This window comes from Scandinavium sp. (assembly GCF_051650185.1).
GTDB lineage: Bacteria > Pseudomonadota > Gammaproteobacteria > Enterobacterales > Enterobacteriaceae > Scandinavium.
This window is the reverse complement of the sequence record NZ_JBOFIN010000061.1, coordinates 19,828-41,907: the sequence shown is the minus strand read 5'-3', so window position 1 is coordinate 41,907 and position 22,080 is coordinate 19,828. Positions and strand designations below refer to the sequence as shown.

The 22,080-nt window shown below is 56.7% G+C and carries 18 protein-coding genes and 1 pseudogene; 5 read left to right on the top strand and 14 right to left on the bottom strand.

The genetic code is table 11. The annotated features are described in order from the left end of the window. Positions 1-119: 119 nt before the first annotated feature. Positions 120-4,022: an ATP-dependent RNA helicase HrpA gene (hrpA, locus tag ACRCWW_RS07580; RefSeq protein WP_438681863.1), complete on the bottom strand. Its 3,903-nt coding sequence runs from the start codon at positions 4,020-4,022 to the stop codon at positions 120-122. Positions 4,023-4,223: 201 nt separating this feature from the next. Between hrpA and azoR the strand changes: the two genes are divergently transcribed. Both azoR and ACRCWW_RS07570 read left to right on the top strand, forming a co-directional pair. After that, a complete protein-coding gene (azoR, locus tag ACRCWW_RS07575; RefSeq protein ID WP_438681862.1) occupies positions 4,224-4,829 on the top strand; it encodes an FMN-dependent NADH-azoreductase in 606 nt (201 codons plus the stop codon). Between the two features lie 295 nt (positions 4,830-5,124). Then, positions 5,125-5,190: pseudogene (locus ACRCWW_RS07570) on the top strand (Hok/Gef family protein); the annotation flags it as partial. A gap of 23 nt (positions 5,191-5,213) precedes the next feature. Here ACRCWW_RS07570 and paaY read toward each other — a convergent pair. The 13 genes from paaY to paaA all read right to left on the bottom strand — a co-directional run bounded on the left by paaY (position 5,214) and on the right by paaA (position 16,393). After that, positions 5,214-5,810 (bottom strand): phenylacetic acid degradation protein PaaY, encoded by a 597-nt coding sequence (gene paaY / locus ACRCWW_RS07565; protein WP_438681861.1) that lies wholly within the window; start codon positions 5,808-5,810, stop codon positions 5,214-5,216. A gap of 9 nt (positions 5,811-5,819) precedes the next feature. After that, on the bottom strand, positions 5,820-6,755 hold the full coding sequence (paaX, locus tag ACRCWW_RS07560; RefSeq protein WP_438681860.1) for a phenylacetic acid degradation operon negative regulatory protein PaaX: 936 nt from the start codon (positions 6,753-6,755) through the stop codon (positions 5,820-5,822). Positions 6,756-6,874: 119 nt separating this feature from the next. Continuing rightward, entirely contained in the window at positions 6,875-8,188 is a 1,314-nt protein-coding gene (gene paaK / locus ACRCWW_RS07555; RefSeq protein ID WP_438681859.1) for a phenylacetate--CoA ligase PaaK, read from the bottom strand. 26 nt (positions 8,189-8,214) lie between these two features. After that, complete coding sequence (pcaF, locus tag ACRCWW_RS07550; protein WP_438681858.1) at positions 8,215-9,420, bottom strand: 3-oxoadipyl-CoA thiolase; 1,206 nt, start codon at positions 9,418-9,420, stop codon at positions 8,215-8,217. After that, positions 9,420-9,845 (bottom strand): hydroxyphenylacetyl-CoA thioesterase PaaI, encoded by a 426-nt coding sequence (gene paaI / locus ACRCWW_RS07545; protein WP_438681857.1) that lies wholly within the window; start codon positions 9,843-9,845, stop codon positions 9,420-9,422. Before paaI ends, pcaF begins: the two co-directional genes overlap by 1 nt. After that, complete coding sequence (gene paaH, locus ACRCWW_RS07540; protein WP_438681856.1) at positions 9,835-11,259, bottom strand: 3-hydroxyacyl-CoA dehydrogenase PaaH; 1,425 nt, start codon at positions 11,257-11,259, stop codon at positions 9,835-9,837. The genes paaI and paaH overlap by 11 nt, the downstream gene beginning before the upstream one ends. A 2-nt stretch (positions 11,260-11,261) precedes the next feature. Next, positions 11,262-12,050, bottom strand: coding sequence for a 2-(1,2-epoxy-1,2-dihydrophenyl)acetyl-CoA isomerase PaaG (gene paaG / locus ACRCWW_RS07535; protein ID WP_438681855.1), 789 nt, complete (start codon positions 12,048-12,050; stop codon positions 11,262-11,264). 2 nt (positions 12,051-12,052) lie between these two features. Further along, the gene (gene paaF, locus ACRCWW_RS07530; RefSeq protein ID WP_438681854.1) at positions 12,053-12,820 is read right to left on the bottom strand and encodes a 2,3-dehydroadipyl-CoA hydratase PaaF; all 768 of its coding nucleotides are present in this window, start codon (positions 12,818-12,820) and stop codon (positions 12,053-12,055) included. Next, on the bottom strand, positions 12,817-13,887 hold the full coding sequence (gene paaE, locus ACRCWW_RS07525) for a 1,2-phenylacetyl-CoA epoxidase subunit PaaE (RefSeq protein ID WP_438681853.1): 1,071 nt from the start codon (positions 13,885-13,887) through the stop codon (positions 12,817-12,819). The genes paaF and paaE overlap by 4 nt, the downstream gene beginning before the upstream one ends. 7 nt (positions 13,888-13,894) lie before the next feature. Beyond that, a complete protein-coding gene (paaD, locus tag ACRCWW_RS07520) occupies positions 13,895-14,392 on the bottom strand; it encodes a 1,2-phenylacetyl-CoA epoxidase subunit PaaD (RefSeq protein ID WP_438681852.1) in 498 nt (165 codons plus the stop codon). A gap of 11 nt (positions 14,393-14,403) precedes the next feature. After that, positions 14,404-15,156, bottom strand: coding sequence for a 1,2-phenylacetyl-CoA epoxidase subunit PaaC (gene paaC, locus ACRCWW_RS07515; RefSeq protein ID WP_438681851.1), 753 nt, complete (start codon positions 15,154-15,156; stop codon positions 14,404-14,406). A gap of 8 nt (positions 15,157-15,164) precedes the next feature. After that, complete coding sequence (gene paaB / locus ACRCWW_RS07510; RefSeq protein ID WP_438681850.1) at positions 15,165-15,452, bottom strand: 1,2-phenylacetyl-CoA epoxidase subunit PaaB; 288 nt, start codon at positions 15,450-15,452, stop codon at positions 15,165-15,167. 11 nt (positions 15,453-15,463) lie between these two features. Continuing rightward, a complete protein-coding gene (gene paaA, locus ACRCWW_RS07505; RefSeq protein WP_438681849.1) occupies positions 15,464-16,393 on the bottom strand; it encodes a 1,2-phenylacetyl-CoA epoxidase subunit PaaA in 930 nt (309 codons plus the stop codon). Positions 16,394-16,681: 288 nt separating this feature from the next. Between paaA and paaZ the strand changes: the two genes are divergently transcribed. The 3 genes from paaZ to ACRCWW_RS07490 all read left to right on the top strand — a co-directional run bounded on the left by paaZ (position 16,682) and on the right by ACRCWW_RS07490 (position 21,852). Further along, entirely contained in the window at positions 16,682-18,721 is a 2,040-nt protein-coding gene (paaZ, locus tag ACRCWW_RS07500) for a phenylacetic acid degradation bifunctional protein PaaZ (RefSeq protein ID WP_438681848.1), read from the top strand. A gap of 165 nt (positions 18,722-18,886) precedes the next feature. Continuing rightward, the gene (tynA, locus tag ACRCWW_RS07495; protein ID WP_438681847.1) at positions 18,887-21,154 is read left to right on the top strand and encodes a primary-amine oxidase; all 2,268 of its coding nucleotides are present in this window, start codon (positions 18,887-18,889) and stop codon (positions 21,152-21,154) included. 215 nt (positions 21,155-21,369) lie between these two features. Continuing rightward, a complete protein-coding gene (locus tag ACRCWW_RS07490; RefSeq protein ID WP_438681882.1) occupies positions 21,370-21,852 on the top strand; it encodes a cold-shock protein in 483 nt (160 codons plus the stop codon). The last annotated feature ends 228 nt before the right edge of the window (positions 21,853-22,080 follow it).

Here is a 22,080-nt window from a genome sequence, read left to right as displayed (position 1 = left end):
CAGCTCCCCCTCTCCCCGGCCCTCTCCCTGAATGGAGAGGGAGAAATTCAAAATCCGCTCCGGTCAGTCCCCTCGCCCCTTTGGGGAGAGGGTCAGGGTGAGGGGAAAAGCGCAGAGGATTACCCGCTAATCTGATCCATCGCCTGCAGCACACGCTTGTCCGAAACCGGGTATGGCGTACCCAACTGTTGCGCAAAGTAGCTGACTCGCAGCTCTTCGATCATCCAGCGGATCTCCTGCACATCGGCATCATCACGGCGCGCTGGCGGGAGCTTGTTCAGCCACTGCTGCCAGGCCTGCTGAACGCTTTCGACTTTCAGCATTTGCGCGCGATCGCGGTGCGGATCGACGGCCAGTTTTTCCAGCCGCTTCTCAATCGCATTCAGATAACGCAGTGTATCGCCAAGCCGCTTAAAGCCATTCCCGGTAACAAACCCTCGATACACCAGGCCAGCCATTTGCGCTTTCACGTCGGACAGTCCAAGTGCCATGGTCATATCAACGCGCCCTTTCAGCCGTTTGTTGATGTTGAACACAGCCGTCAGAATTTGTTCGACCTGCTTCGCAATATCCACCACGGTGTCGTTGAGTTCTGCGCGCACTTTCTCGTGCAGCTTCGCAAAGTTCTCTTCGGTCCACACCGGGCCGCCTGCTTCGTCAATCAGCTTATCGACGCCGCAAGAGATGCAGTCATCTATCAAATCCAGCACTTTTCCGTAGGGGTTGAAATAGAGGCCCAGCTTGGCCTTATTGGGCAGTTTTTCATGCAGATATTTGATAGGCGAGGGAATGTTCAGCAATAGCAAACGGCGCAAGCCACGCCACATCGCCTGCTGCTGTTCCTGCGGGTTATCAAACAGTTTGATTGCCACGCTGTCCCGTTCATCCACCAGCGCAGGCCACGCTTTCATCTTGTAGTTACCGCGTTTCTGCTCGTAACTCTCCTGCAACGTGCCGAAACTCCACAGATGCAGCCCGCTCTGTTCAATACCGTCGTCAGCCACCGCAGAGAGGGTTTCCTGCACCTTCCCTTTCAGACCATCTTTCAGCGCTGCCAGGTCGCGACCTTCCTGCAGCTTCTTGTTTTTATCATCCACCACGCGGAAGGTGACTTTCAGGTGATCGGGCACCTGATCCCAGTGCCAGTCTTCACGGTCAATGGTGACGCCCGTCATACGCCGCAATTCGCGCTCCATTGAATCGAGTAACGGCAATTCCAGCGGCGTTGCGCGGCCAAGGAATGCTTCAGCGTAATTCGGCGCGGGCACAAAATTACGGCGAACCGGTTTTGGCAAGGACTTAATCAGCGCGATGATCAGTTCCCGACGCAAGCCAGGGATTTGCCATTCGAAACCGGCCTCTTCGACCTGATTCAGTAGCGGCAACGGAATATGCACCGTTACGCCATCGGCGTCAGCGCCAGGCTCAAACTGATAGCTCAGACGCAGTTTAAGATTGCCCTGATGCCAGAAGTTCGGGTAGTCGAGCTTACTGACGTTTTCCGCCCCTTCTTTAATCAGCATGCTCTTTTCGAAATTGAGCAGATCCGGCGTTTCACGGCTGGCCGTTTTCCACCAGCTGTCGAAGTGGCGAGCTGAGATAACCTCGTGGCTGATGCGCTGGTCGTAAAACTCAAACAGCGATTCGTCGTCCACCAGGATGTCACGGCGGCGGGATTTGTGTTCCAGCTCTTCCACTTCCGCGCGTAATTTCAGGTTATCGCGGAAAAAAGCATGACGCGTCTGCCAGTCGCCTTCTACTAATGCATGACGGATAAAGAGTTCGCGACAAAGCGCCGGGTCAATCTGGCTGTAGTTCACCTTACGTGCCGCCACGATCGGCAAGCCGTAAACAGTGACTTTTTCCGTCGCCATCACCGCACCCTGCGCACGTTCCCAGTGCGGTTCACTGTACGAGCGTTTGATCAGATGCTGGGCGACGGGCTCAACCCATTCCGGATCGATACGTGCCGCAATTCGCCCCCACAGGCGGCTGGTTTCAACCAGTTCGGCGACCATCGTCCATTTTGGTGGCTTTTTGAATAAACCGGAGCCCGGGAAGATGGAGAAACGAGCGTTACGCGCGCCGGTAAATTCCTGCTTATCGGCATCTTTCATGCCGATGTGCGAGAGCAAGCCCGTCAGCAGCGCAACGTGGATCTCACGGTACTCAGCCGGTTCACTGTTTACAGGAATGCCGAGCTCTTTCACCACCTGGCGCAATTGGGTGTAAATATCCTGCCATTCCCGTACGCGTAAGTAGTTCAGATAATCTGTACGACACAGGCGACGGAACTGGTTCGAAGAGAGCGCTTTTTGCTGCTCGCCGAGATAATTCCACAGGTTTACGAAGGCGAGGAAGTCAGACTCTTTGTCGTGGAAGCGACGATGTTTTTCATCAGAAGCCTGCTGTTTGTCCATTGGACGCTCGCGCGGGTCCTGAATCGAGAGCGCTGAGGTAATGATCATCGCCTCGCGCACACAGCCGTGTTTCTGCGCTTCCAGCACCATTCTCGCCAGACGCGGGTCAACGGGGAGCTGGCTTAACTGGCGGCCCATCGGCGTCAGTTTATAGACCGTTTGTTGCTCGTCGGTCGTAATCGCGCCTAATTCTTCCAGAAGACGCACACCGTCCTGGATATTGCGCTTATCGGGTGCTTCAACGAACGGGAACGCGCCGATATCACCCAGACCCAGCGCTGTCATTTGCAGAATGACGGATGCCAGGTTGGTACGCAGGATTTCCGGATCGGTAAATTCCGGACGCGACAGGAAGTCATCTTCCGAATAAAGACGAATGCAGATGCCTTCGGAAACACGCCCACAGCGGCCCTTACGCTGGTTCGCGGATGCCTGGGAAACCGGTTCAATCGGCAGGCGCTGTACCTTGGTGCGATAGCTGTAGCGGCTGATTCGCGCCGTACCCGGATCAATCACATACTTAATGCCCGGCACGGTCAGCGAGGTTTCTGCGACGTTGGTCGCCAGCACGATACGCCGCCCGCTGTGCGACTGGAACACGCGGTTCTGTTCACTGTTAGATAAGCGGGCATACAGCGGCAGGATTTCCGTGTGGCGCAGGTCGCGCTTACTTAACGCGTCCGCGGTGTCACGGATCTCACGCTCACCGCTCATGAAGATCAGGATATCGCCAGGGCTTTCATTACCCAGTTCATCAACCGCATCAAAAATGGCCTGCAACTGGTCGCGCTCGGTATCGTCCGCGTCTTCGACAATCGGGCGATAACGAACGTCTACCGGGTAGGTGCGGCCCGACACTTCGATAATTGGCGCGTTATTGAAATGTTTTGAGAAACGCTGCGGGTCGATCGTCGCCGAGGTGATGATAATTTTCAGATCAGGACGACGCGGCAGCAACTCTTTCAGATAGCCCAACAGGAAATCGATGTTCAGGCTGCGTTCGTGAGCTTCATCGATGATGATGGTGTCGTACTGCATCAGCATGCGATCTTGCTGAATTTCCGCCAGCAGGATCCCGTCGGTCATCAGCTTGACCATGGTGTTATCGCTGACATGATCGCTAAAGCGGACTTTATACCCGATGCAGCCACCCGGCTCCGTTTGTAGCTCTTCGGCAATACGGTTGGCGACGGTTCTGGCCGCCAGACGACGCGGCTGGGTATGACCAATCAGCCCTTTCACACCACGCCCCAGCTCCATACAAATCTTCGGCAGCTGAGTGGTTTTCCCGGACCCCGTTTCACCGGCAACGATCACCACCTGGTTGTCGCGAACGGCGTTAAGGATGTCCTGTTTTTTCTGGCTGACGGGCAGGTTTTCCGGATAGGTTATCTCCGGCCGCGCGGCTTCACGCAGCACAACCTTCCCTATCGCCTGTTCAATCTCTTTTGCCATCTCCTGCAAAATGGCCTGTTGTGATTCAGGATTTTTAACCTTCTTCACGCCGTGCAACCGACGGGAAAAGCGCGTCTTGTCGCGCAGCATCAGGCCGTCCAGTTGATGATGAAGCTGAGAGAAGGTGATTTTCTGTTGTTCTGTCATATCGTTATCGGGCAGCGCACTGCCGGAAAAATGTCTCTGTTTTCATTAGTGTTAGAGTACCACATCGCTGCTTCGCTTTCCTTCATCAATAAATTTGAACGAAGGCTTCGATATATTGCGCTATCCCTGCGGCAGGATTGTGAATAGAGTGTCAACAAGCAACAGGGCACGGGCCCGTCAATCTCATATAAGGAAACACCCATGAGCAAGGTATTAGTTCTCAAATCCAGTATTCTGGCAGGGTACTCTCAGTCTGGTCAGCTGACTGATTATTTTGTTGATCAGTGGGCTGAAAAACACCCGGCAGATCAGATTACCGTTCGTGACCTGGCCGCACAGCCGATTCCCGTCCTGGATGGTGAACTGGTAGGCGCTCTGCGTCCGAGTGATGCGCCACTGTCTCCACGTCAGCAGGAAGCGCTGGCGCTGTCCGATGAGCTGATTGCTGAGCTTCAGGCTCACGACGTGGTTGTGATTGCAGCTCCGATGTACAACTTCAACATCCCGACTCAGCTGAAAAACTACTTCGACCTGGTAGCACGCGCTGGTGTGACTTTCCGTTACACCGAAAACGGCCCGGAAGGTCTGGTGAAAGGCAAACGCGCTATCGTCGTTTCCAGCCGTGGCGGTATCCATAAAGATACCCCAACTGATCTGCTGGCACCGTACATGAAGCTGTTCCTGGGCTTCATCGACATCACCGACGTGAACTTCGTGTTCGCTGAAGGCGTGGCATACGGTCCTGAAGTGGCAGCAAAAGCGCAATCTGACGCGAAAGCCGCCATCAACAGCCTGGTTGCAGCCTAAGATTTTCCCCTCTCACCGCCCGGTGGGAGGGTTCTTTTCCCCGTCAAATTCCTAATCTCTACGAATAATTACGAGCCTGCTCGTGAATTCGGCACGTCAGTCTGTCAGTCACAACAAAGAAGTTTAGTATGGCGGCGGGTGTTTGAGGCTGTCTGGTCTCAGGCATGGGATGAGCGGTACTTGTATGAGGCCGGAAAGTTAAAACCCCAGGAGATATTTCTATCAACCTGGGGGGACTAACATTCCAACCCTCGCAAGTTGGATGTTAGTCCTTCCAAAGCACGGAGGCAATAACATGCTGACAAAATACGCCCTGGTGGCAATCATTGTGCTGTGTCTCACAGTACTGATGTTCACGCTTCGCAAGAGGAGGGCCAACTTCTTTTAATTCGCCGATTTGGGTCTCAGATTTTCATCAAAAGTCAGACGCTGGCGCCCTTCTTCCACTTCACGTAATGGCTCAACCTGATGCATCGTCATCTTGCAGCGCTCGACCAGCACCTGATATTCCCGCGTGCCGCGCTTCTTCCATTCAATTTCCTGGCTGCTCAGCTCACGAATGGCTTTGGCCGGGCTGCCGACGATTAGGTAATTTGCAGGCATTTCAGCCTTCGCTTTCACAAAGGCCGCCGCACCGACAATGCTGTTCTCGCCGATCACCGCCCCGTCCATCACCACCGCATTCATACCGACCAGCGCATTGCGGCGTATCACGCAGCCATGCAGAATTGCGCTATGCCCGATGTGGCCATCTTCTTCCACTACTGTGTCCTGCTCCGGGAAACCGTGCATCACACAGTTATCCTGAATATTTGCGCCGTCCTTCACCACGATGCGGCCAAAATCACCGCGCAGGCTGGCGTTCGGGCCAACGTAGACACTTTTGCCGAGGATCACATCGCCTATCAGCACCGCTGTCGGATGCACATAGCTTTCTTCCGGTACCACAGGCGTTAAGCCATCAATTTGATAAACAGGCATTTGCGCTCCTTATTTGAGGTTCAGACCACCAAAACGCTGATAAAACGGCGATGCGGGCTGAGGTAAGGGCCCGACAGAGGTTTCCCCTTTTTCGCTGACCCACGCCAGGGCTCCTGCCGCCACGATTTGATAGATGTTAATGCACAGTTGACGCGCCGCCTGTCCTGCCCAGTGCGCAGGCAACAGCTCTTCCGGCAGTAACGGGTCCTTGAGGATCACGCGGCGATAGAGATGGATGGCTAAAAGCTGAATGGCAAAACAGCGCTGAGGCGTTAGCTCCTGCGGGGTCGCATCACGCAGCAGCGGCAGCAGGGGTCGGAACGTATTAATGAAATTTTCATAGAGGTGGTTTTGTTCAGTCAGTTGCCAGCACTCTTCTACCCGCGCTCGCAATGCGCTGACGGACGTCGCCAGCGGAGACTGCGCTTCAAAACAGATCACGTTATCGGCAACACCGGCTTCATGCAGCAGTGCCTGAACATCCGCCAATTTCTGCGAAGGTGATGCCATCAGGCTGGGGGCTAACGTGCCGAATCCCTGCCAGATGAGCTGTTTTTTGACATCGGCAAGCGTGGCTTTATCGAGGCCTTCCGACAGCAAAAGGAGCCAGGTGCCGTCCCAGGCCGGAGGCTCAGCGCGGTATATTTTGCCTTCAGCACGACGCGTGAGCCGCAACCCTTTGTCGCTTAAGCGATAAAAACTGCGCCTTCCGATTCGATCGACATCCAGCCAGCCCTCTTTATTGAGTCGAAACAGAGACGTGCGAACGAAGCGATCGCCAAAGCCCAGCCCCTCAAGCAATGCGGTCAGGCTGCCAAGCCAGATCTCCCCGCCACGATGGGATAATGCGTCACCATAGAGAGAGGAGATTAAAGAAGTTCCGCTGATGGGCACGGCCGCGACGGCCTGCTGAATAAAGGTATCGAGTTTACTCATCTGATTCATTCTGTTGTTATTTTCATCCCTGATGAATCATAGCACAGACTCGCCGGGTGGCGCTGCGCTTACCCGGCCTACGAAGTCTTGTAGGCCGGTCAAACACCGTGCCGCCCGGCAGCAAATCATCAGCCGTTGGCCGCCACTTTACGCAGGTCAAACACGCGGCAGGCTTTGCCTTCGGAACGCGGAATACTGCCGCAGTTAACGATCATCACATCGGTGGAAATACCTACCATCGACTTAATACGATGACGCAACTGGTGGCACACCTGGCAGCGCTGTTCATGCGTCAGCGACAGGCTGCTCTCTTTCAGCTCAACCTTAATCGACAGCGAATCCAGATGACCGCGACGGTTCACTTCCAGCTGATAGTGTGGCGACAGGTGCTCGAACTTAACGATCTCTTCTTCCAGCTGTGACGGGAAGACGTTCACGCCGCGGATGATCAGCATGTCATCGCTGCGCCCGCTGATACGGTCCATGCGGCGCATGGTACGCGCGGTACCTGGCAGCAGGCGCGTCAGATCGCGGGTGCGATAGCGAATAACCGGCAGCGCTTCTTTGGTCAGCGTGGTGAACAGCAGTTCGCCCTGCTCGCCGTCCGCCAGCGGTGTGCCATCGTTCGGGTTAACGATTTCCGGATAGAAATGGTCTTCCCAGATGGTTGGGCCGTCAGCGGTTTCGATACATTCCATCGCCACGCCCGGCCCCATGACCTCAGACAGACCGTAGATATCCAGCGCGGTAATGCCCAGACGACGCTCAATTTCCTTACGCATCGCCATGGTCCACGGCTCTGCGCCGAAGACGCCGACACGCAGCGAGCACTGGCTGGCGTCGCCGCCCATCTGGCGTTCCAGTTCTTCAATCAGATTCAGGCAATAAGATGGCGTGACCATGATCATGTCAGGTTTAAAATCACGAATCAGCTGAGCTTGCTTCTCGGTTTGCCCACCTGACATCGGGATAACCGTCGCGCCTAAACGCTCTGCGCCGTAGTGTGCGCCGAGACCGCCCGTAAACAGGCCGTAACCGTACGCCACGTGAATTTTGTCTTTCGCACTGCCGCCCGCCGCACGCAGAGAACGCGCAACAATATTGGCCCAGGTATCAATATCATTCTGGGTATACCCGACCACGGTTGGCTTGCCGGTTGTGCCCGATGAGGCATGAATGCGTACGACTTGCTCCATCGGCACGGCAAACGTGTCGAAAGGATAGTTATCACGCAAATCCTGCTTGGTGGTGCACGGGAATTTCTGGAGATCGCTCAGCTCTTTAAAATCGTCAGGGTGTACGCCTGCCTCGTCAAACTTGCGGCGGTACATGGGTACATTGTCGTAAGCGTGTTTCAGCGTCCATTTCAGGCGTTGGGTTTGCAGAGCCTGAAGTTCATCAACGGACGCGGTTTCGATTGGGTCTAATTTTGTTGTTGTCATTGTAGGGTACTCGCAGGTTAATCAGCTCACACGCGCTCCAGGATCATGGCAATGCCCTGACCCACACCGATACACATCGTACAGAGGGCATAACGCCCGCCGCGACGGTGCAGTTCATTACTGGCGGCAAGCGCCAGTCGGGCACCACTCATGCCCAACGGATGGCCTAAGGCGATGGCCCCACCGTTGGGGTTTACATGCGGGGCATCATCCGGTAACCCCAGTTGTCTCAGGACACCGAGCGCCTGGGCAGCAAACGCCTCGTTCAGCTCGATGACATCCATATCGTTAATGCTCAGGCCGGCACGCTCCAGCACTTTGCGGGTAGCGGGCACCGGGCCAAGGCCCATCAGACGTGGTTCCACGCCTGCGGTTGCCATTGCCACGATGCGAGCACGCGGCGTTAAGCCTTGCTGTTTAGCCATCTCAGCGCTGGCGATAATCACAGCGGCAGCGCCGTCATTGACGCCGGAAGCATTACCCGCAGTGATCACGCCGTTCGCACGAAATGGCGCTTTCAGGGCGGCAAGCTGCTCCAGGGTGGTGTCCGCGCGGGGATGTTCATCTTCTGAAACTTCCGTCACGGCACCCTTTTTGCCCTTCACGCTGACCGGCACAATTTCCTGCGCCAGAATGCCGTTCTGCTGAGCGATTGCCGTGCGCTGCTGGCTACGGAGCGCAAACGCATCCTGATCGGCCCGGCTTATTTTTAACAATTCAGCTACATTCTCCGCCGTTTCCGGCATGCTGTCAGTACCAAATTGTTGCTGCATGAGCGGGTTCACAAAACGCCAGCCGATAGTGGTATCGAACATCTCGGCCTGACGCTGGAAAGGCGTAGTGGCTTTGCCCATCACAAATGGCGCACGGGACATAGATTCCACACCGCCGGCAATCAGTAAATCGGCATCGCCCGCTTTGATAGCACGAGCCGCAAAGCCAATCGCATCCAGCCCGGAACCGCACAAACGGTTAATGGTGGTGCCTGAAACCGACTGCGGCAGTCCTGCCAGCAACGCCGCCATACGTGCCACGTTGCGGTTATCTTCACCCGCCTGGTTAGCACAGCCGAAAATCACATCATCGATACGTTCCGCATCCAGTTGCGGCAGGCGAGCCAGCAGCGCGCGCAAAGGCACAGCCGCCAGATCGTCCGCCCTGACGCTGGACAACGCGCCGCCGTAGCGACCCATCGGGGTACGAACACCTTCACAGATAAATGCGTCACGCATCAGGCTTCTCCTGTTACGCTGCCGCCGATGCGGTGTGATTTCCCGCGAAACAGGGCGACAGTTTTTTGTTGTTGGTTAACGATTTCAATGTCATACACGCCGGTCAGTTTGCCCTGATGCTTCACCCGCGCGGTGGCAGTGAGCTTGTCCCCGGCAAAGCCCGGACGCAGAAAATCGATATTGCAGGCAGAAGCAACCGCCGCCAGCCCTTGGCTGTTGCAGGCATAAGCAAAAGCCGTATCAGCCAGCGAGAACAGCTGCCCGCCGTGGCAGGTTTGATGGCCATTGAGCATCTGCGGTGTGACAGTCATGGTCAGCACCGCAAACCCTTCGTCCATTTCAATGATGTCGATGCCGAGCGCCTGCGCACAGGTATCTTTCTCGTACATCACGCGGGCGTTATGCCAGGCGCTGTTATGACTCATAGCTACTCTCCAGAAGCGCACGCTGGCGCAGCAGGGAACAAGGGCGATAGCGCTCTTCACCATAATGACGTTGCAGGTTTTCCAGCACTTCAAGCACGCGCTGCCAGCCCAGCAGTTCGCCCCATTGCAGCGGCCCACGCGGGTAATTCACGCCAAGACGCATCGCGATATTGATGTCCGCTTCGCTGGCAACGCCTTTTTGCAGCGCATCCAGCGCTTCGTTAACCAGCATCGCCACGGTGCGCCACACCAGCAGCCCCGGATAATCCGCGACCAGCAGCACTTTTTTCCCCTGTTGTTGCAGCCAGTGAATGGCTTTTTCACTCTCTTCCAGACGGTTGCTTGCGGCGGCAGCAATCACCACCACGTCGCTCTCGCTACGGTCCATCACCACAACAGGACGTTGTAAGCGCGTGGCAGCAGCCTGCGCGGTTTCGCCAGTGGTTTCGAGTAACAGCACCTCATCAAGAGTGACAACGTCACGCTCTTTGTTAGTCTGTGAGGCCTTGCAATGTGCAGGAACGTCCGGGTAGAAAGCCACTTCCGCAGCCCCTTCTGGCCAGCGATAAACGCCCTGCCCGGTTTTCTTGCCGTAACGCCCCGCCAGCACCAGCTCCTGCTGCACCAGCGAAGGCAGAAAACGCCGTTCCTGCCAGAAGGCATTGAAGACGGAACAGGTCACCGCGAAGTTAACGTCCTGACCAATCAGGTCGGTCAGCGCCAGCGGCCCCATCGGGAAACGGCCCGCTTCGCGTAACGCGGTATCAATCACTTCCGGGGCAGCCACCTGCTCTTCCAGCGCACGCCACGCTTCGGCGTAGAAAGGACGCGCCACGCGGTTGACGATAAACCCCGGCGTAGACTGGCAGTGAACCGGCTGTTTGCCCCACGCCAGTACACACTGGCTGAGCTGAGTCACCACTTCGTCTGATGTCGCGACGCCGCTCACCACTTCCACCAGCTTCATCACCGGTGCCGGGTTAAAGAAGTGCAGCCCCGCCACGCGTTCCGGGTGCTTCACCCCTGCCGCAATGGCCGTAATCGAAATGGATGAGGTGTTGCTGGTCAGCAGCGCCTGAGGCTGGCAAATCTCACCGAGCTGGATGAACAGCGCTTTTTTGATGTCGAGATTTTCAGCAGCCGCTTCAATCACTAAATCAGCGGCGGCAAGTGCGGCGATGTCGGTGACGGGCACAATCCGCGCCAGTCCACGCTCGCAGGCTTCAGCGCTGAGTTTGCCCTTCGCCACTCGCGCTTCCAGGCGGCTGCGCAAGGCGGCAATCGCACGGCTCATCGCTTCGGCAGAGATGTCGTGCAACAGCACCTGCTGGCCCGCCATCGCCGCCACTTCGGCAATGCCAGCGCCCATGGTGCCACTGCCAATCACTGCCACGGTTCGAATCTGTTGGCTCATGGTTATTTCCCGCTGAACTGTGGTTGGCGTTTGTTCATGAAGGCGCTGACGCCTTCGCGATAATCGGCGCTGCGTCCCGCCATACGCTGGTAATCGCGCTCCAGATCTAACTGCGCATCCAGCGTATTGGTTTCCGCTGCGTTGATGGCCTGCTTGATCAGCCCCAATCCGTAAGTGGGTTGCGTCGCCAGATGACGCGCCAGTTGTCCGGCGGTATCGCTGAGCTGTGCGTCGTCAACGACCTGCCAGATCATGCCCCACTGCTGCGCCTGCTCCGCGCTGAGCTTATCGCCCAGCAGCGCCAGCGCCATGGCACGCGTTTTCCCGGCAACACGCGGCAGCAGCCAGGTGCCGCCACAGTCAGGGATCAGGCCGAGCTTGCTGAAGGCCATCACGAAATTGGCCGATCGGGCAGCAATCACAATGTCACACCCAAGTGCCAGAGTGGCTCCAGCCCCTGCTGCCACACCGTTCACCGCACAGATAACCGGTTTTGGCAGTTTCGCCAGGCGGCGTACCAGCGGGTTGTAAAACGTTTCAACGGAGTAACCGAGATCCGGCGCTGGCCCGTTCGGGTCAACGTTGCGGTCATTCAGATCCTGGCCGGCGCAAAAACCACGCCCTGCACCGGTTATCAGCAGGCAACGAATGGTTTCATCGCGCTCGGCTTGTTTCAGGCATTCCGAAAGCTGTTGATGCATCACGTCGTTAAAGCTGTTCAGTCGCTCCGGGCGGTTCAGCGTCAGGGTCATCACCCCGTGTTCAACGTGGCTGAGAATGAAGGCTTCCATGATTAGCGTCCTTTGAAGTCGGGTTGACGTTTCGCCAGAAACGCGGCGATGCCTTCGCGGCGATCGTCGGTGGCGCTGAGCAGGCTAAAGAGCTGGCGTTCCTGAGCTAAGCCCGCCGACAGCGTGACTTCCTGCGACTGACGCAGCGCCTGTTTTGCCGCCTGCAATGCCAGTGGGGAGTGCTCCGCCATCGCAGCCGCGAGCTTCAGGCTGTATTCAACGGTCAGACCAACCGGATGAATGTCGCTCACCAGCCCGGCGAGCTGCGCGCGCGGTGCGTCAATGGCTTTGCCCGTAAGCACCATTTGCGTGGCGAGAGATTTGCCGACACAGCGAATCAAACGCTGAGTCCCGCCCGCACCCGGCATAATGCCCAGCGTGATCTCAGGTAAACCGAAGGATGCGTTATCCCCCGCAATCACCACGTCACAAAGCAGGGCCAGTTCACAACCAGCGCCCAGCGCGTAGCCATTAACTGCCGCAATCAGCGGTTTAGTGAACGCATCTATGCGCGCCCATAAACGCGGGCGAATGTCGTTGAGCGTGGCGGGTAAATCTTTCTCCGCCATCTCCTGCAAATCCGCCCCTGCCGCGAAGAAACGTTCGTTGCCAGTGATCACCACTGCCCCGATGCTGCTGTCCTGCTGGGCATTTTCCAGCGCTTCGGCAAACTGGGTCAGCAGCGCGTTATTCAACGCATTTCGCGCCTGTGGGCGATTCAGCGTCAGCAGCAGCACGCGACCGTGCTGGCTTAAAGTCAACTCGCTCATGCCATCCCCTTCGCGTCGAAATCGACGATCACGTCTGGCGTGGTTGGCAGCGCCTGGCAGCTCAGCACATAGCCCGCTGCCAGTTCGTCGGGCTCCAGGCTGTAGTTGGTCGCCATCGACACTTCCCCACGCAGCACTTTGCATTTGCAGGTGGCGCACACGCCGCCTTTGCAGGCATACGGCAGATCCGCGCCCTGACGCAGCGCCGCGTCGAGAATGCTTTCGTCTTCACCGGAAAGCGTGATCGCGCGGTCGCGTCCGTCCTGACGAATGGTGACGGTTTGCCCTTCAGCCTGAACGCTGGAGGCGTGGCGAACGGTGCTGCCCGGCGTGTTAAAGCGTTCCAGATGAATCGCTCTCGCTGGCATGCCCAGATCAACCAGCGCGGTTTCAGCCTCATCCATCATTGCTGCCGGGCCGCAGATAAAGGCTTCGTCAAACTGGCTGAAGTTCAGCAGAGACTGACCAAGGGCTTTCAGTTTTTCGCCATCGATACGCCCATGCAGCAGCGCGCTGTCCAGCGTTTCCTGGCTGAAGATGCTCAGCAGCTGCAGGCGTGTCGGGTACTTGTCTTTCAGATCAGCCAGCAACTGGCGGAACATCATGCTCTGGCTGCTGCGGTTACCGTAGATAACGGTGAACTCACTCTGCGGCTCTGCTTCCAGAGTCGTTTCCACAATCGCCAGCATCGGCGTGATGCCCGAACCGGCGGCAATCGCCAGGTAGTGACCGTTGCGTTCAGGTTGTGCCTGATAGCCAAAATTCCCCTGAGGGATCATGACTTCCAGGTTCATCCCGGCTTTGATTTCGTCGCGGGCATAGCGGGAGAAGCGCCCGCCTTCGATGGCTTTCACCGCCACGCTGATTTCGCCGGGAACGGCACGGCGACAAATGGAGTAACAGCGGCGCAGCTCTTCGCCTGCCAGCCGGGCTTTCAGCGTTAAATGCTGACCCGGACGGAAGGCATACGCCGTTTGTAATTCTGAAGGGACCGCGAAGGTGATGGTCACGGCATCGCGGGTTTCCGGTTCTACTTTTGCCACCGTTAGCGAATGAAACGTCGTCATGGCAACCTCAAATGCATTTAAAGTAATCAAAGGGTTCCCGGCAGCTGTCGCAGCGATAAAGCGCTTTGCAGGCCGTGGAGCCGAATTCACTGATCATGGTGGTGTGCGTGCTTCCGCAGCGCGGGCAGGCAACGTCTGTCGGCAATCCGGCGTGGCAGGCGTGTGCCTGCGGCGGGCTGATGCCGTACTGACGCAGGCGCTCACGGGCATCCGGCGTCATCCAGTCTGTTGTCCAGGCCGGGTCGAGTTGCAGAACGATATGCACCGGGCTGAAGCCATGCTCCGTCATCACGTTGCGGATTTCGCCAATCAGGTGCTCCGTCGCCGGGCAGCCTGAATAGGTTGGCGTAAAGCCCACCACCCAGCCTTCGCCCTGTGGCGTAACGCTGCGGACCATGCCCAGATCGGTGATTGTCAGCACCGGCACTTCCGGGTCGGGGATCTGACTTAACAGCGCCCAAATCTGGTGAACTTCTGCCGGAGCGATTTCAGCGAGACGTTGCATAGCGACCTCCGTTACCACTGCTGACCGGGGTAAGCGCGTTGCAAATACTGCATTTCTGCCAGCATCGGCCCCAGATGTTCGGTGTGCAGACCATCTTTACCGCCAGTGCGGTAAGGCTGTTCCTGCGGCACGCTGAGCTCTGCGGCTGTCAGCGCGCTGGTGATCTCTGCGAGCCAGCCTTCGTGCAGTTCGCGCGGGTCGACCGCAATGCCCTGCTCGCTGAGCTGGATTTCCAGGTCATCGGCATGGAACAGTTCAGCGGTGAAGCGCCACACGTTGTTAATGGCCGTTTGCATGCGTTTAGCGGAAAGCTCGGTGCCACCTCCCAGACGTTCCGTCCAGCCACGGCTGAAACGGAGGTGATAACGCGCTTCTTTAATCGATTTTGCGGCGATGGCTGCAAGCTGTGCGTCCTGGCTATTCACCAGACGGCTGAACAGTGCGACGTGCCACGCGTCCATCAGCAACTGGCGGGCGATCGTGTCGGCAAAGTTCCCGTTCGGCTGTTCGACTAAAAGCACGTTGCGAAACTCGCGTTCGTCACGGTGGAATGCCAGCGTGTCTTCATCGCCTTTGCCCTGACGCTCTGCGGCATAGCTAAGGAAATTGCGGGCCTGCCCGAGTAAGTCGAGGCCGATATTGGCGAGCGCCAGGTCGATTTCCAGCTCCGGCGCGTGACCGCACCAGGCTGACAGACGCTGCGCCAGCACCAGGCAGTTGTCGCCCAGACGCAGGGCATAAGTGGCGATTGGATCCTGATTCATCTTCTGCCTCACATATGCTCGATGCCGTCAGGCAGGTTGTAGAACGTCGGATGGCGATAGACTTTGCTTTCTGCCGGGTCGAAAAACTCACCGCGCTCTTCCGGCTGTGACGCCACGATTTCACTCGCTTTCACCACCCAGATGGAGCAACCTTCGCTGCGACGGGTGTAGGCATCACGGGCGTTTTCCAGCGCCATGCGCTCGTCTGCGGCATGCAGGCTGCCCACATGACGGTGGGATAACCCCTGTTTGCTGCGAACAAATACTTCGTATAAAGGCCAGTAGACATTGCTCATCGTTATTCTCCTTACGCCACTTTGCGGGCCTGTTGTTTCTCAGCGTGCGCCAGTGCAGCTTCCCGCACCCACTCGCCCTCTTCCCAGGCCTTGCGTTTCGCGGCCAGACGTTCGTGGTTACAGATGCCACGCCCGTTAATCACTTCATTGAATTCATGCCAGTCGATTTCACCGAAACGGTACTGCCCGGTGGCTTCGTCCCGATGCAGATCTTCATCCGGCACCGTCATGCCGAGCATTTCCACCTGCGGCACGGTGTTGTCGACAAAACGCTGACGCAGCTCGTCGTTACCAAAACGTTTGATTTTCCACGCCAGGCTCTGGGCGCTGTTCGGAGAGCTGTCATCGTTCGGGCCAAACATCATCAGCGCAGGCCACCAAAAGCGGTTGATCGCGTCCTGCAACATCGCACGCTGCTCTTCGCTGCCCTGAGACAGCGCCATGCAGGCTTCGAACCCCTGGCGCTGATGGAAGCTCTCTTCTTTGCAGATTTTCACCATCGCGCGGGCATACGGGCCGTAGGAAGTTCGGCACAGCGCCACCTGGTTAACGATGGCGGCACCGTCGACCAGCCAGCCAATCACGCCGATGTCGGCCCAGTTCAGGGTTGGATAGTTAAAGATGGAGGAGTACTTCATGCGGCCGTCGAGCATCTTCTGGTAGATATCTTCGCGGGCGCAGCCGAGGGTTTCCGCAGCGCTGTAGAGATAGAGGCCATGGCCTGCTTCATCCTGCACTTTCGCCAGCAGAATCGCCTTGCGGCGCAGTGTCGGCGCACGGGTGATCCAGTTGCCTTCCGGCAGCATGCCGACAATCTCGGAATGGGCGTGTTGACCGATCTGGCGGATCAGGGTTTTGCGATACGCCTCGGGCATCCAGTCCTGCGGCTCGATGGCCGTCTCTTCGGCGATGCGCGCTTCAAAGCGTTGTTCTTCAGTCACATTGTCACCTTTATGATTCCCATTTGATTCACTTTTAACTTTATTGTGAATCATATTGTTTATGAGAAGTTACATAATGGTTAACTAAAACCCCAAGAACGGTTTGTGTATTCTGTGAGCGTCGTCGCAGAGTAAATCAACAAAAGCTTATTTAACAACGTAATAACCCGCTTAACGAAGAAGACCACGATCGCATTGTTAATAAATTATTAAATTGAGGATTGCTTTTTATGATTCACAATCAAACTATATAGAGCGAAACGACGTAACATTTTACGGAGAAGAACCATGCAGCAGTTAACCAGTTTCTTATCCGGCAGCTGGCAGTCAGGCCGGGGCCGCACACGTACCATCCAGCACGCCATTACCGGTGAAACCCTCTTTGAAGTGACCAGCGAAGGCCTGGATATGGCTGATGCTCGCCGTTATGCGATTGAGCACGGCGGCGCCGCGCTCGGCAAGATGACCTTCGTGGAACGCGCCGCGATGCTGAAAGCTGTCGCTAAACATCTGCTGGAGCAGAAAGAGCACTTCTACGCCCTCTCCGCGCAAACAGGCGCTACCCGTGCCGACAGTTGGGTAGATATCGAAGGCGGTATCGGCACCCTCTTCACTTATGCCGGTCTGGGTGCGCGTGAGCTGCCTGATGATGTGCTGTGGCCTGAAGATGAGCTGATCCCGCTGTCGAAAAACGGTGGCTTTGCAGCGCGCCACGTGCTGACCGCCAAATCCGGCGTGGCTGTCCATATCAACGCTTTTAACTTCCCCTGCTGGGGTATGCTGGAAAAACTGGCTCCCACCTGGCTTGCCGGAATGCCTGCAATCATCAAACCCGCCACCGCCAGCGCCCAGGTGACGCAGGCAATGGTCAAAGCGATTGTCGACAGCGGCCTGGTGCCAGACGGCGCTATCAGCCTGATTTGCGGCGGTGCGGGCGACCTTCTGGATCAGCTCGATTTCCAGGACGTGGTGACCTTCACCGGCTCGGCACAAACCGGCCAGTTGCTGCGTATTCACCCGAACATCGTTAAAAATTCCATTCCGTTCACCATGGAAGCTGACTCCCTCAACTGCTGCGTACTGGGCGAAGACGTGATGCCTGAGCAGCCGGAGTTCGCGCTGTTTGTTCGTGAAGTCGTGCGTGAGATGACCACCAAAGCGGGCCAGAAATGCACCGCCATCCGCCGCATCATCGTGCCGCAGGCGCAAATCGATGCGGTCAGCGAAGCGCTGATTGCCCGTCTGCAAGGCGTGAAGGTGGGCGATCCGGTGGTTGAAGGCGTCAAGATGGGCGCACTGGTCAACGCTGAACAGCGTGCCGACGTGCAGGAAAAAGTGGATTCGCTGATTGCGGCTGGCTGTGAAGTGCGTCTGGGTGGCAAAGCAGATTTGCAGGCCGCTGGCGCGTTCTTCCCACCTACTCTGCTGTTCTGCCCACAGCCTGATGAAACGCCAGCCGTTCACGCCACGGAAGCTTTTGGTCCGGTTGCCACGCTGATGCCCTATCAGAACCGTGAACACGCGCTGACGCTTGCGCGTGCCGGACAAGGCAGCCTCGCGGGTACACTTGTTACCGCTGACGCCGACATCGCTCGCGAGTTTATTCTGGGTGCAGCACGCGCGCACGGGCGTATTCAAATCCTCAACGAAGAGTCGTCCAAAGAGTCCACCGGACACGGTTCCCCTCTGCCGCAGCTGCTGCACGGTGGACCGGGTCGCGCGGGTGGCGGCGAAGAGCTGGGCGGCCTGCGGGCGGTGAAACACTATCTGCAACGCACCGCCGTTCAGGGCAGCCCGACGATGCTCGCCAGCATCAGTAAACAATGGGTGCGCGGTGCGAAGGTGCAGGAAGATCGGGTTCACCCGTTCCGCAAGTACTTCGAAGAGCTGCAACCGGGCGACAGCCTGCTGACCGCTCGCCGCACCATGACCGAAGCCGACATCGTCAACTTCGCCTGCCTGAGTGGCGATCACTTCTACGCGCATATGGACAAAATCGGCGCTGCCGAATCGATGTTCGGAGAGCGTGTGGTTCACGGTTACTTTGTGATTTCTGCCGCTGCGGGTCTGTTTGTGGATGCGGGCGTTGGCCCGGTGATTGCTAACTACGGCATGGAAAACCTGCGCTTTATCGAACCTGTGAAACCGGGCGATACGCTTCAGGTGCGTCTGACGGTGAAGCGCAAAACCGTCAAACGCCAGAAAACCGCCGAAGACAAAGCCACAGGCGTGGTCGAATGGGCGGTGGAAGTGTTTAACCAGCACCAGCAGGCCGTCGCGCTGTATTCCATTCTGACGCTGGTCGCTCGTCAACACGGGGATTTTTAATTCCGCATTGCCGGGTGGCGGCTCCACCCGGCACTAAACCTCACACACAATCTGGCAAATCTGACAAAACACCTGGCAGGTGCAGACAAACACCGTGAGTCTGCCGCTGTTAGGGTGAGCATGACGCAACACAACACCAAACCTATAAATAAGATGAGGTTAACAATGGCAAGCCTTACTTCTTTCTCCGCCCGTAAAACGGCGTTGGCTGTGGCAGTGGCCCTGATGTGTAGCTGGCAAGCACCCGTATTCGCCCACGGCGGCGAAGCCCACATGGTGCCGATGGACAAAACGTTGCAGGATTTTGGCGCTGACGTGCAGTGGGATGATTATGCCCAGATGTTCACCATCGCCAAAGATGGCGCTTACGTGAAGGTTAGACCGGGCGCGAAAACCGCAGTGGTGAACGGCAAAACCCTGTCGCTTCAGGTGCCGGTGGTGATGAAGCACAACAAAGCCTATATCTCCGATACCTTTATCAACGACGTTTTCCAGTCCGGCCTGGATCAGACTTTCCAGGTTGAGAAGAAACCACACCCGCTTAATGCGCTGACAGCGGCAGAAATCAAAGAAGCCGTGGAGATAGTCAAAGCCTCCCCGGATTTCAAACCGAACACCCGATTCACCCAGATTGCCCTCGCCGAACCTGAGAAAGCCAAAGTGTGGGATTTCGTGATGAGCGGTAAAGCCGTGGACGAACCGCGTATGGCGAATGTCACCATGCTGGATGGCAAACACATCATCGAGAGCCAGGTCGATTTGCAGAGCAAGAAAGTGCTGCACTGGGAGCCGATTAAAGACGCGCACGGCATGGTGCTGCTGGACGATTTCTCCACCGTACAGAACGTGATTAACGCAAGCAAAGAGTATGCCGATGCGCTGAAAAAACACGGCATTACCGACCCGACTAAAGTGATCACCACCCCGCTGACCGTCGGTTATTTCGATGGCAAAGATGGCCTGAAGCAGGAAGACCGCCTGCTGAAAGTGGTCAGCTATCTCGATACCGGCGACGGCAACTACTGGGCGCACCCGATTGAGAACCTGGTGGCGGTCGTCGATTTAGAGCAGAAAAAAATCATCAAAATTGAAGAAGGCCCGGTTATTCCTGTGCCGCTGGCTCCACGCCCGTATGACGGTCGTGACCGCGTCGCACCGAAAATCAAACCGCTGGATATCATCGAGCCGGAAGGTAAGAACTACACCATCACCGGCGACATGATCCACTGGCAGAACTGGGATTTCCATCTGCGTCTGGATTCTCGCGTCGGGCCGATTCTGTCGACCGTGACGTATAACGATAACGGCACCAAACGCAAAGTGATGTATGAAGGCTCGCTCGGCGGCATGATTGTGCCTTACGGCGATCCGGATGTGGGCTGGTACTTCAAAGCGTATCTGGATTCTGGCGACTACGGTATGGGTACCCTGACCTCCTCGATTGCCCGTGGCAAAGATGCGCCATCGAACGCCGTGCTGCTGGATGAAACCATCGCCGACTATACCGGCGCCCCAATGGACATTCCGCACGCCATCGCCATTTTCGAGCGCTACGCCGGGCCAGAGTATAAGCATCAGGAAATGGGTAAACCGAACGTCAGCACCGAGCGCCGCGAGCTGGTCGTGCGCTGGATAAGCACAGTGGGTAACTACGACTACATCTTTGACTGGGTGTTCCACGACAACGGCGTGATCGGCATCGATGCTGGCGCAACAGGGATTGAAGCGGTGAAAGGCGTGCAGGCTAAAACCATGCATGACCCAAGCGCGAAAGACGACACCAAATACGGCACACTTATCGATCACAACATCGTCGGCACCACCCACCAGCATATCTACAACTTCCGTCTCGATATGGACGTGGATGGCGAGAACAACCGTCTGGTGGCGATGGATCCTGATGTGAAGCCCAACACCGCAGGCGGCCCGCGTACCAGTACCATGCAGATTGACCAGCATACGATTGAGACCGAGCAGGAAGCCGCGCAGAAATTCGACCCGGGCACCATTCGCCTGCTGAGCAACACCAGCAAAGAGAACCGTATGGGGAACCCGGTTTCGTACCAGATTATCCCGTACGCAGGCGGCACACATCCGGTGGCGACCGGGGCGAAATTTGCGCCGGACGAGTGGATTTACCATCGTCTGAACTTTATGGATAAACAGCTGTGGGTGACGCGTTATAAGGCTGATGAACGCTATCCGGAAGGGAAATACCCGAACCGTTCAACGCACGACACCGGTTTAGGGCAATACTCCAAAGACAACGAGTCCATCGATAATCAGGATGATGTGGTTTGGGTAACCACAGGCACGACGCACGTCGCCCGCGCCGAAGAGTGGCCGATTATGCCAACCGAATGGGTTCACGCGCTGCTCAAGCCGTGGAACTTCTTCGATGAGACGCCGACGCTTGGCGAGAAGAAACAGTAATACCTGAGGGGCTTCGGCCCCTTTTCTTTTTAGTTTTTGTTGCCGGGTGGCGCTGGCGCTTACCCGGTCTACTGCGTCTTTGTAGGCCCGCGCAAACGCAGTGCCGCCGGGCAATTCTCTCATTAAGCTAAACTCAAAGGATGGCCTGAGCGGGCATTGTGCATTACACTGCGCGCTGCAAAATTTGATGCTGTTTAAAGATGACTCAGAAGGTACTGGCGATGAACGGAACAATCACAACCTGGTTTGAAGATAAAGGTTTTGGCTTTATCAAAGATGAAAACGGTGAAAACCGCTATTTTCATGTGATTAAGGTCGCCAACCCCGAGCTTATCAAGAAAGACGCAGCGGTCACTTTCGAGCCAGGCACCAACAACAAAGGCCTGTCAGCTTTCGCGGTGAAAGTGCTGCCTGAAAGCAAATACATCTACATCGCAGGCGAGCGCATGAAGCTCACCGCCATCAAATCGTATGTCGTGTTCAGTGAAGACGAGCCGGTCGACAGCAAAATCGACAAAGAAAACGCGGTGCTTTCTGTTGGATTGCTGATGAACAGCATTCGCCCAAAAGAGAGCGTTAAACCGGGCGAAACGCGCTCGGTGAAGAAACTGGCGATCACCACGTTCCAGGGCACCACATCCATCTTCTCGGAAGATGAGATTGATATTGAAGCCACGATTAAGATGCTGAAGAAGTGATGCCCGGCAGCACCATTCCATAATGTCATTCTCCTTCCGGAAACAGACCTTCTTCAGCCCGCCTAATCGCAGTATTCTCTTCCGGCACCTGCAAAATCAGGTGCCGGGATTGACCTCCTGAAAAACCTTAGTGACGACATACCGGCGCGTCAGCGCCTTTTTTGTGTCGTGCGCACGGCTACGCTACAATGGCGGACCGGGCGGGGGCGTCGCAAGACGCGCCGGTGT

Excerpts from the sequence above, each read along its gene's own strand:
- paaF (WP_438681854.1), bottom strand. The coding sequence starts at position 12,820 with ATGAGCGAGTTGACTTTAAGCCAGCACGGTCGCGTGCTGCTGCTGACG.
- azoR (WP_438681862.1), top strand. The coding sequence starts at position 4,224 with ATGAGCAAGGTATTAGTTCTCAAATCCAGTATTCTGGCAGGGTACTCT.
- paaD (WP_438681852.1), bottom strand. The coding sequence starts at position 14,392 with ATGCAACGTCTCGCTGAAATCGCTCCGGCAGAAGTTCACCAGATTTGG.
- hrpA (WP_438681863.1), bottom strand. The coding sequence starts at position 4,022 with ATGACAGAACAACAGAAAATCACCTTCTCTCAGCTTCATCATCAACTG.
- paaZ (WP_438681848.1), top strand. The coding sequence starts at position 16,682 with ATGCAGCAGTTAACCAGTTTCTTATCCGGCAGCTGGCAGTCAGGCCGG.
- paaK (WP_438681859.1), bottom strand. The coding sequence starts at position 8,188 with ATGACAACAACAAAATTAGACCCAATCGAAACCGCGTCCGTTGATGAA.
- paaC (WP_438681851.1), bottom strand. The coding sequence starts at position 15,156 with ATGAATCAGGATCCAATCGCCACTTATGCCCTGCGTCTGGGCGACAAC.
- paaE (WP_438681853.1), bottom strand. The coding sequence starts at position 13,887 with ATGACGACGTTTCATTCGCTAACGGTGGCAAAAGTAGAACCGGAAACC.
- paaX (WP_438681860.1), bottom strand. The coding sequence starts at position 6,755 with ATGAATCAGATGAGTAAACTCGATACCTTTATTCAGCAGGCCGTCGCG.
- pcaF (WP_438681858.1), bottom strand. The coding sequence starts at position 9,420 with ATGCGTGACGCATTTATCTGTGAAGGTGTTCGTACCCCGATGGGTCGC.
- tynA (WP_438681847.1), top strand. The coding sequence starts at position 18,887 with ATGGCAAGCCTTACTTCTTTCTCCGCCCGTAAAACGGCGTTGGCTGTG.
- paaI (WP_438681857.1), bottom strand. The coding sequence starts at position 9,845 with ATGAGTCATAACAGCGCCTGGCATAACGCCCGCGTGATGTACGAGAAA.
- paaG (WP_438681855.1), bottom strand. The coding sequence starts at position 12,050 with ATGGAAGCCTTCATTCTCAGCCACGTTGAACACGGGGTGATGACCCTG.
- paaB (WP_438681850.1), bottom strand. The coding sequence starts at position 15,452 with ATGAGCAATGTCTACTGGCCTTTATACGAAGTATTTGTTCGCAGCAAA.
- paaY (WP_438681861.1), bottom strand. The coding sequence starts at position 5,810 with ATGCCTGTTTATCAAATTGATGGCTTAACGCCTGTGGTACCGGAAGAA.
- paaH (WP_438681856.1), bottom strand. The coding sequence starts at position 11,259 with ATGAGCCAACAGATTCGAACCGTGGCAGTGATTGGCAGTGGCACCATG.